This is a genomic window from Streptomyces sp. NPDC050619 (assembly GCF_040654815.1).
Classification (GTDB): Bacteria; Actinomycetota; Actinomycetes; order Streptomycetales; family Streptomycetaceae; genus Streptomyces.
In genome coordinates, this window is the sequence record NZ_JBFAIR010000018.1 from 213,769 (window position 1) to 223,113 (window position 9,345).

Below are 9,345 nucleotides of genomic sequence, written 5' to 3' on the forward strand. Positions count from 1 at the left end.
GCAGTCTCATTGCCCCAACGGCCTGGCGCTACCTGGCTAGCGCCGCGCCATGTACACCTCCAGCGCCCTGTGCAGCAGCCGGTTGATCGGGAAGTCCCACTCCCCCAGGTACTCGACCGCTTCGCCGCCCGCGCCGGCCTTGAAGCGCAGGAGCCCCAGGAGGTGGTTGGACTCGTCCAGCGTGTCCGTGATGCCGCGGAAGTCGTAGACGGCGGCGCCGAGTTCGTGGGCGTCGGTCATCATGCGCCACTGCATGGCGTTGTTCGGCTGGACTTCGCGCTTACGGGCGGTGGAGGCGCCGTAGGAGTACCAGACGTGGTCGCCGACGGTGAGCATGGTAGCGGCGGCGAGGAGGTCGCCGTCGTGGTGGGCGAGGTAGAGCCGCATGCGGTCGGGGTGCTCGGCGGTGAGCGCGGTCCACATGCGCTGGAAATAGGACAGGGGGCGCGGGAGGAAGCGGTCGCGTTCGGCGGTCTCGGCGTACAGCTCGTAGAAGGCGGGCAGGTCCTCGTAGCCACCGCGGACGACCTTCACGCCGGCCTTCTCCGCCTTCTTGATGTTGCGCCGCCACTGCTGGTTGAGGCCACGCTGAATGTCCTCCAACGACCGCCCGGCGAACGGTACTTGGCAGACGTACCGCGGCTGCCCGGCGGCGAATCCGTCCTCGCCGCCGGGTTCGGTCTGCCGCCAGCCCGCGCGGCGCAGGCGCTCGGCGATGTCGAGGGCGCGGGGGTCGTGCGAGGTGGCCTCCGCGTCTGTCAACCGCCGCGCCGCCGGATCGGCGATCGCCGCCTTCACCGCGTCGGCGCTCCAGCGGCGTACGACGACGGGCGGGCCCATCTTGACCGAGAAGGCGCCCTGCCGCTTGAGGTGGGCGAGCATCGGCTCCAGCCAGCGCTCGCCGAGGTCGGGCGCGTACCAGTCGATCAGCGGCCCCTCGGGCAGATACGCGAGGTACCTCTTCAGCTTGGGCAGCGGCCGGTACAGCACTAGCCCCGCCCCGACCAGCCGCCCCTCCTCGTCCAGCCAGCCCAGGCTCTCCGCCCGCCAGTCGGGCTTGACCTCGCCCCAGGAGGGCAGCTGCGTGTGGCTGGCGGAGGGGCGCGCCGCGACGAAGACCAGGTGCTCGTCGCGACTGATGACCTGCATACGGAGGGGCATGCGCGCGGCTCTCCTTCACGTGATCGAGCCGCCACACTACGAGGCTCCGACCGTCCCTCACTCCACCCGCAGCGCCTGGGCACGGATCTGCCGCCGGACGCGGTAGCCACGTCACTCAGCCGGGCCAGTCCGGCACGGTCAGCTGGGGCCAGTGCTCCCGCCACCGTGCCGCAGGGCTTGACGACGGAGGCCCCGACGCACCTCGCGCCGGGGCCTCCCTTTCATGCGGTCGGAGCAGGATCTACAGACCTACAGGTAGTACCAGGTCACGTTCGTGTCCATGCCGCCGTAGCCGTACGACTCGACGGCCACGGTCATGACCGGGTTGCCCTTGGCCTTACCGCCGACGTAGAAGCACTTGACGTACTGGAAGCCGTCCTTGGGCGGGCACGACTGGTCCGAGCGGTAGCCGACCCTCTTGCCTTCGATCTTGTGTTCGTTGGCTTCTGCGAGGTGAAAGCCGTCCCAGTACGAGTTGGACCCCGCGCTGTTGCAGTCGGTGATCTCGTCGCCGACCTTGCTCTTGTTGAACCAGGCGGTCGCGGCGCAGTTCGCGAGCCGCTTCACCTCTGTTCCGCGCGAGCTGAAGTCGCCGGTCCAGGACATGCCGGCCGCCGAGGCCGTTCCGGCGGTGATGCCGGCCAGGAAGGCCGTGGCGGCAGCGACCGTGCCGAGGCGGGTGGCGATCGTCTTGGACCGTGCGCGTCTGGAGGTGGTGCGCGTCATGGTCGTCCCTTTCGAGAGGGGGATGGTGCAGCAAGTGAAAGGGCGGGGACCGTCGGTTTCCGGACGATCACATGGCACAATCATTGCCTTTTACTTAAGTTCTCAAGTAACGCGACGGTAACTCACGTCACTTGACGACACCTCACGACCGGAACGCCCCTCTCGCCTCATCCGCCTCTCCCTTCAGCCCCTCGGCCAACACCTCCGCCATATGCCGCCCCCGCACCCCGCCCAGTTGCTCCAGCTGCGTCCGGCAGGAGAAGCCGTCCGCCAGCACCTCCGCCCCCTCGCCCGCCTCCCGCACCGCCGGCAGCAGCTGCTCCTCCGCGCAGGCCGACGACACCTCGAAGTGGCCCTTCTCGAAGCCGAAGTTGCCCGCGAGGCCGCAGCAGCCGCCGCTCAGTTCGCCGGTGAGGCCGGCGGCGGAGCGCAGGCGGCGGTCGGCCGTGTCGCCCAGGACCGCGTGCTGGTGGCAGTGGGTCTGGCCGACGACGGCGCGGTTGAGGGAGGGCGGGGTCCAGTCGGGGGCCAGGCGCTCCAACGCCTCCGCGAAGGTGAGGATCTTCGCCGCGAGACGGGCCGCGCGCGGGTCGTCGTGCAGCAGTTCCGGCAGGTCCGTGCGGAGGGCGGCGGCGCAGCTGGGCTCCAGGACGACGACCGGGGCGTCCGTCTCCAGCACCGGTGCCATCAGGTCGAGCGTGCGGCGCAGCACCGTACGGGCGCGGTCCAGCTGGCCCGTGGAGACGTACGTCAGGCCGCAGCAGACGCGGCTGCGCCGCATGCTCAGCAGGGAGACCGCCGCCTCGGCCGGACCGTCGGACGTACCGTCCCCCACCGGGCGCACGCTCATCCGCAGCGTCGGCGGCAGCGCCACCCGCAGGCCCGCCGCCTCCAGCACGCGTACGGCCGCCCGGCCCACGGACGGCGAGAGGTGCTCGGTGAACGTGTCCGGCCACAGGATCACCGGATCGCCGGAGGCGCCCCTGGGCTCTCGCCTCCCCCACCACCGGCTGAACGTCTCCGCCGCCACCCGCGGGATCTCCCGCTCCGGCGCGATCCCGCCCAGCCGTTTCGCCACCCACGCGAGCGGCCGTACGGAAGCGAGGGCGTTGACCAGCGGCGCGGTGCGCGTACGGGCGACCGCCCGCAGCCACATCGGCAGCCACCCCATCGCGTAGTGGGCGGCCGGGCGGCGGCGGCCGGCGTAGTGGTGGTGGAGGAACTCCGCCTTGTACGTGGCCATGTCGACCTCGACCGGGCAGTCGGAGCGGCAGCCCTTGCAGGACAGGCACAGGTCGAGCGCGTCCCGGACCTCCGTCGAGCGCCAGCCGTCGGTGACCAGCTCGCCGGCCAGCATCTCGTGCAGCAGTCGGGCACGCCCGCGCGTGGAGTGCTCCTCCTCGCCGGTCGCCCGGAAGGACGGGCACATGACGGAAGAGCCGGTCGCCGTCGTCGTACGGCATTTCGCGACCCCGACGCAGCGGCGGACGGCCGCGCCGAAGTCTCCGCCGTCGGCCGGGTAGCCGAAGGCCACGTCCACCGGCTCGCTCGGCAGGACCGCGAAGCGGAGGTTCGCGTCCAGCGGGGCCGGGCGGACCAGCATCCCCGGGTTGAGCAGGTCGTCCGGGTCCCAGATGCCCTTCGCGCGTTCGAAGAGGGCCACCATCTCCGCGCCGTACATCTTCGGCAGCAGCTCGGACCGCGCCAGCCCGTCCCCGTGCTCGCCGGACAGGGAACCGCCGTGCGCGACGACCAGTTCGGCGAGATCCTCGGAGAAGCGGCGGAAGCGGGCGACCCCCGGTTGTGTCAGCAGGTCGAAGTCGATACGGACGTGGATGCAGCCGTCCCCGAAGTGGCCGTACGGCGTCCCGCGCAGTCCGTGCGTTCCCAGCAGCCCCCTGAACTCCCGCAGGTACGCGCCCAGCCGGGCCGGCGGCACCGCGCAGTCCTCCCAGCCGGGCCAGGCCTCGCTGCCGTCCGGCATCCTGGTCGCCGTACCGCTCGCGTCCTCCCGGATGCGCCACAGGGCCCGCTGGGCGGCCGGGTCCGTCACCACCAGGGCGTCGACGACATCCGCCGCCCGCACGATCGCGTCCGCACGCGCGCGTGCCTCCGCCGCCGAATCCCCGCCGGTCTCCACGAACAGCCAGGCCCCGCCCCTGGGCAGCCCGGCGGTGGACCGGACGAGATCCGCCGCCATGCCCTCCACGGTGAGCGGACCGTGCGGCAGCAGGCCCGCCGCCGCCTCGGCCGCCGCGCTCTCGTCGCCGTACGCCAGCACGGCGAGCGCACGCGCGCGTGGGGCCCGAACCAGTCCTACGACCGCCTCCGTCAGCACGCCCAGCGTGCCCTCCGAGCCGCAGAAGGCGCGGGCGACGTCGGCGCCCTTCTCGGGCAGCAGCGCGTCCAGCGCGTATCCGGAGATACGGCGGGGCAGCTCGGGGAAGCCGGTGCGCAGCCTCGACAGCTCCCCCTCCACCAGCTCGCGCAGGCCGTCCGGCGCCCCCGCCCATCCCTGTCCCGGCCGCAGCCGCTCGCCACCCGCCGTGACCACCGACAGCTCGCGCACGCTGTCCGCGGTCGTCCCCCACGCCACCGAGTGCGAGCCGCACGAGTTGTTGCCGATCATGCCGCCGAGGGTGCAGCGGCTGTGGGTGGAGGGGTCCGGGCCGAAGCGCAGGCCGTGCGGGGCGGCGGCCTCCTGGAGGCGGTCGAGGACCAGTCCGGGCTGGACCACCGCCGTGCCCGCCTCCGGGTCGAGGGACAGCAGGCGGTTCATGTGCCGGGTGAAGTCCAGCACGACGCCCGTACCGGTCGCCTGCCCGGCGATCGACGTGCCCCCGCCGCGCGGCACGACCGGCACGTCGTGCGCCCGGCACACCGTGAGGACCGCCGCCACGTCGTCGGCGTCGCGCGGGGCGACCACCCCGAGCGGGACACGCCGGTAGTTCGAGGCGTCCATGGTCACCAATGCCCGGGAGGTCACATCGAAACCGACCTCACCCCGGACGGCCCGCCGCAGTTCCGCTTCCAGATCCACTCGATCCACCATGGGTCCAGCAAATCAGCCCGTCCGGCGTTTGAGGACAGGGCCCGTTCAGGGCCGACAGCAGAGGTACGACGGGAGGTGCGACGGCAGAGTCCGGCGGCAAGACAGACGCGTCTCACCCGACGGACGACGTTTCGACCACGTTTCCCCCAGCGGATACCCTCCCTTCGTGGCCGACATCCAGATTCCCGCTGACATCAAGCCCGCCGACGGACGCTTCGGTGCGGGTCCCTCCAAGGTGCGGACGGAGGCGCTGGACGCCCTCGCCGCCACCGGTACGTCCCTCATGGGTACCTCCCACCGCCAGGCCCCCGTCAAGAACCTGGTCGGCAAGGTCCGCGAGGGCATCGCCGAACTGTTCCAACTCCCCGAGGGCTACGAGGTCGTGCTCGGCAACGGCGGCTCCACCGCCTTCTGGGACGTCGCGACCCACGGCCTGATCGAGAACAAGTCGCAGCACCTCAGCTTCGGCGAGTTCAGCTCCAAGTTCGCCAAGGCCTCGAAGCTCGCCCCCTGGCTGGCCGAGCCGACGGTGATCGCGAGTGACCCCGGCACGCACCCGGACCCGCGGGCCGAGGCGGGCGTCGACGTCTACGCCTTCACGCACAACGAGACCTCCACCGGTGTGGCGGCGCCGATCAAGCGGGTCCCGGGCGCGGACGCGGGGTCCCTCGTCCTGGTGGACGCCACCTCCGGCGCCGGCGGCCTCCCGGTCGACATCGCCGAGACGGACGTCTACTACTTCGCCCCGCAGAAGTCCTTCGCCTCCGACGGCGGCCTGTGGATCGGCCTCTTCTCCCCGGCCGCGCTGGAGCGAGCGGAACGCGTCCACGCATCGGGCCGCCACGTCCCGGAGTTCTTCAGTCTCCCCACGGCGATCGACAACTCCCGCAAGAACCAGACGTACAACACCCCGGCTCTCGCCACGCTCTTCCTGCTGAACGACCAGCTGGACTGGATCAACGGCCAGGGCGGCCTCGCCTGGTCCACGGGCCGCACGAAGGACTCCTCGACCCGCCTGTACAGCTGGGCGGAGGAGTCCAAGTACGCGACCCCGTTCGTCACCGACCCGGCCAAGCGCTCCCAGGTCATCGGCACGATCGACTTCGCGGACGAGATCGACGCCGCCGCCGTCGCCAAGGTCCTGCGCGCCAACGGCATCGTCGACACCGAGCCCTACCGCAAGCTCGGCCGCAACCAGCTCCGCATCGCGATGTTCCCGGCGGTCGACCCGGCGGACGTCGAGACGCTGACCAAGTGCATCGACTATGTGATCGAGAAGCTGTAGCCGTTTCGTCTGTTTCAGTACGGCGATGAGGGCGCCCGGTGTTCACCGGGCGCCCTCATCGCTTTCAGCGCTTCCGGGAGCGGGCGTGGGGGTGCACGTGGGGCAGATGGGGGTGCAGGTGGGGGTGTGTTTCGTGGAGGTACCAGTAGCGGCCGACGAGGGCGCCGCCGAAGACGACGAAGCCGACACCGACCAGCCAGGACGTCACGATCAGGACGGTGCCGACCGAACCGTACGAGACCGCGTTGCTCACGATGAGCGGGGAGAAGACCAGGGAGGAGAACAGGCGCAGGCCGCCCAGGCCCACCATCGTGGCGATGGCGCCCGGCAGGAGGGCGCGCCAGCGGATCCGTCCGCCCAGCAGGAAACGCTGCCCCCACCAGAAGAAGAGCACGCCGAGCGACGCGGAAAGTCCGATGCGGGCCCATGAGCCCAGGGCTCCCGACCCCAGGACGGTCTTGCTCTGCGCCACGGCGAAGAGGTAGGCAGTCAGCGCGACGAGCCACGCTGCGCGTCGCCATGCGGTGTCCCAGCGCCCGGCCGCCAGATCCCACACCTTTTCGTAACCGGTCTGGACGCTGCCCGCGAACGGCACGCCGAAGAGCGCGAGCAACACCACGCTCAGGACGCTGGTCGTGCTCAGGACCTCGCGGGGGGCGGCGAAGAGGGCCTGCACGTCGCCGGCGGGACGCCCGTGCAGCCCCATGCCGTCCACGACCCACTGGGCGAAGCCGCGTTCCCGGATCGGGGCGGCCGCCGCGACCACGATCAGCAGCGGGGCGATCGTCACCAGACCCAGCGCCGCGAAGCCCATGGCCCGGTGCATCAGCTCCACTTCCTTGCCGCGCTGCCATACGCGCGTACTCCTGACGTGGAGGAAGCGGCCCAGTTCCCTCGACCGGTGCCCGCGGCTGCTCCCGCCGGGTGGGCCCTGGCGCTGGCCCTGGCCCTGGCCCTGGCCCTCAGAAGCCTCAGGGGACTCAGATGACTCAGGTGACTCAGGTGTATCCGGGGCGTGCGATGAGCCGGACGGCTCAGACGGCCCCGGAGCACCCGACGGTCCGACGGGCCTGGGGCCCACAGGGCCCACGGATCCGAGGGGCCCGTCAGGCGGGTCATGCCCGCCGCCCCGCTCCTCGCCGAAAGGGCCCCGGCCCCGACGAACCTGGCGCAGTGGCGGCACGAACCCACGGCGCATCCGTCGTCACCTCGTCCTGTTCCCGTACACCGGCGCACGGGCACGTCCCCGCACCGGCGAGCCCGTGCAGCGCGAGTGGCTCATTCCAGCGTGCCCCTCCCGCTCCGGATGTGCGAGGCAGGTCAGACCTCGATGTCACAGGCGCTCAGCAGTGCCTGGTGCCGTGACCCGAAACGTTCACCGAGGTGGTGCCTTCCGTTTCTCGGGCACGGGTGCGAGTGCGGCCAGCGCGGTGGGCTGCACCGCGCCGGCGGCGGCCGAGCCGAGCAGTAGTTCGGTCAGGTCATGGGGCTGTGCCTGCTCACCGGTCGAGGCCGCCGCGGCGATCCGGTCCAGCCGGAAGCCGCGCCCGGCCCTCCGCGTGCGGCACCAGGCGACGAGGTACCACCGGCCGTTGGCGGTGAGCAGTCCGGCCGGTTCCACCACACGGTCGCTTTCGCGTCCTGCCGCGTCGATGTACGACAGCCGCAGGACCGTGTTCGTGGTGAGGGCCTGCTCCACTGCGGCGTCCACTGCGGCGCGGAGCATGGAGTCGGTCGGCGAGGGCAGCGTGACGATCCGTGCGGCGAGTTCCTGTGCCGCCACCGAGGCGGGACCGGTCAGCGAAGCCGCGAGCTTCTGGGCTGCCGTGCGGGCCGCACCGGCGTACGGGGCGGAGGCGTCGGCCGCGGCGAGCGCGACGGCCAGTGCCGAGGCTTCAGCGGCGGTGAACCGGATCGGGGGCAGGCTCATCGCCGGGTCGATCGACCAGCCCCCGCCTCGCCCGGGTGTGCTGCGCACCGGGACACCGGCCTCCATCAGCGCCTGGAGGTCACGCTGCACCGTGCGGGTATGCACCTCGAACCGCGCGGCGAGCACGGCGACCGTCAGCGATCGTGGCACCGCCGCGCGCAACTCCTCCACCAGCGCATAGAGCCGAGCAGTGCGGTTCACGCTGCCGACGCTACCTTTCCGTGGCGGACAGGCCTGTGGCGGACAGGCCAGTGGTGGACAGGCCCGTGGTGGACAGGAACTCCCGCTCGCGCCGCAGTTCCCGCTCGGTGATGGTCAGCGGGAACAGGGTGAAGCCGTGCATCGCGCCGGCGACGACGCCGAGTTGCACCGGCGCACCGGCCGCCTGCCACCGTTCGGCCAGGAACAGTGAGTCGTCCAACATCGGATCCTCGGTCCCGACGACGATCCGGGCGGGCGGCAGGCCGGCCAGGTCGGCGAAGAGCGGTGAGACCTCGGGGTCGCGGCGCTGTTCCGCACCCATCGCCGGTGTGAACAGCTCATAGCTGCGCCGCAACGTGTCCGTATTGCTCAGCAGCCGCTTGGCGCCGAACAGTCGCTGGCTCGGTGTCATCGACAGGTCGTAGGGGCCGAAGAGCAGGTGGGCCGCCCGGAACGCGCCGGTGATGCCGTGCCGGTCGCGAAGCCGCAGCAGGGTCACGACACTCAGGTGGGCGCCGGCCGACTCACCACCGATCAGCAGCCGTTGAGTGCCGAACTCGGCTTCGGCCTGGTCCACCAGCCATCGGGCGGCCGCTTCACAGTCGTCGGGCCCGGCGGGGAACGGGTGTTCCGGCGCGAGGCGGTACTCCACGCTGACCACGGCCAGCCGTGCCTGCTCAGCGAGCCGCCACAGCCTCTCGTCCTGCCCGCCGGCGGAGCCGAATGCCCAGCCGCCTCCGTGTAGGTGCAGGTACACGCCGTCGACGTGATCGGGTACGAACGCCCGGACTCTCATCCCGCCCGCGATGACGCGGTCCTGGCCCTGCGGCAGTCTCACCGGTGGCGTGTCGCCCCCGAGCCGGTTACGCCGCAGGGCGGCCAGCAGGCTTGCGTCCGGCACTCCTTCTTCTTCACGAGCCGGGCGGCTCGCGGCAGCAGCAGCGGCGGCGGCGGCGGCGGCGATGGGGCGGTGGACGATCCCCTCCTGCC

7 protein-coding genes are annotated in these 9,345 nt (G+C 71.7%); 1 reads left to right on the top strand and 6 read right to left on the bottom strand.

The genetic code is table 11. The features are described 5' to 3' along the window. Positions 1–36 precede the first annotated feature (36 nt). The 3 genes from AB0I77_RS28350 to AB0I77_RS28360 all read right to left on the bottom strand — a co-directional run bounded on the left by AB0I77_RS28350 (position 37) and on the right by AB0I77_RS28360 (position 4,939). Entirely contained in the window at positions 37–1,161 is a 1,125-nt protein-coding gene (locus AB0I77_RS28350) for a peptidoglycan bridge formation glycyltransferase FemA/FemB family protein (RefSeq protein WP_363285533.1), read from the bottom strand. Positions 1,162–1,410: 249 nt separating this feature from the next. Next, positions 1,411–1,887 (bottom strand): hypothetical protein, encoded by a 477-nt coding sequence (locus AB0I77_RS28355; RefSeq protein WP_363285534.1) that lies wholly within the window; start codon positions 1,885–1,887, stop codon positions 1,411–1,413. A gap of 142 nt (positions 1,888–2,029) precedes the next feature. Then, positions 2,030–4,939, bottom strand: a complete 2,910-nt coding sequence (locus AB0I77_RS28360; protein WP_363285535.1) for an FAD-binding and (Fe-S)-binding domain-containing protein — start codon at positions 4,937–4,939, stop codon at positions 2,030–2,032. Between the two features lie 166 nt (positions 4,940–5,105). Here AB0I77_RS28360 and serC point away from each other — a divergent pair, with 166 nt between their 5' ends. Continuing rightward, the gene (gene serC, locus AB0I77_RS28365; RefSeq protein WP_363285536.1) at positions 5,106–6,224 is read left to right on the top strand and encodes a phosphoserine transaminase; all 1,119 of its coding nucleotides are present in this window, start codon (positions 5,106–5,108) and stop codon (positions 6,222–6,224) included. Between the two features lie 64 nt (positions 6,225–6,288). Here serC and AB0I77_RS28370 read toward each other — a convergent pair whose 3' ends face one another. The 3 genes from AB0I77_RS28370 to AB0I77_RS28380 all read right to left on the bottom strand — a co-directional run bounded on the left by AB0I77_RS28370 (position 6,289) and on the right by AB0I77_RS28380 (position 9,334). After that, complete coding sequence (locus AB0I77_RS28370) at positions 6,289–7,113, bottom strand: YhjD/YihY/BrkB family envelope integrity protein (RefSeq protein ID WP_363285547.1); 825 nt, start codon at positions 7,111–7,113, stop codon at positions 6,289–6,291. Positions 7,114–7,599: 486 nt separating this feature from the next. Then, entirely contained in the window at positions 7,600–8,355 is a 756-nt protein-coding gene (locus tag AB0I77_RS28375) for a YafY family protein (RefSeq protein ID WP_363285537.1), read from the bottom strand. 10 nt (positions 8,356–8,365) lie between these two features. Further along, a complete protein-coding gene (locus tag AB0I77_RS28380) occupies positions 8,366–9,334 on the bottom strand; it encodes an alpha/beta hydrolase (RefSeq protein WP_363285548.1) in 969 nt (322 codons plus the stop codon). Between the last annotated feature and the right edge of the window lie 11 nt (positions 9,335–9,345).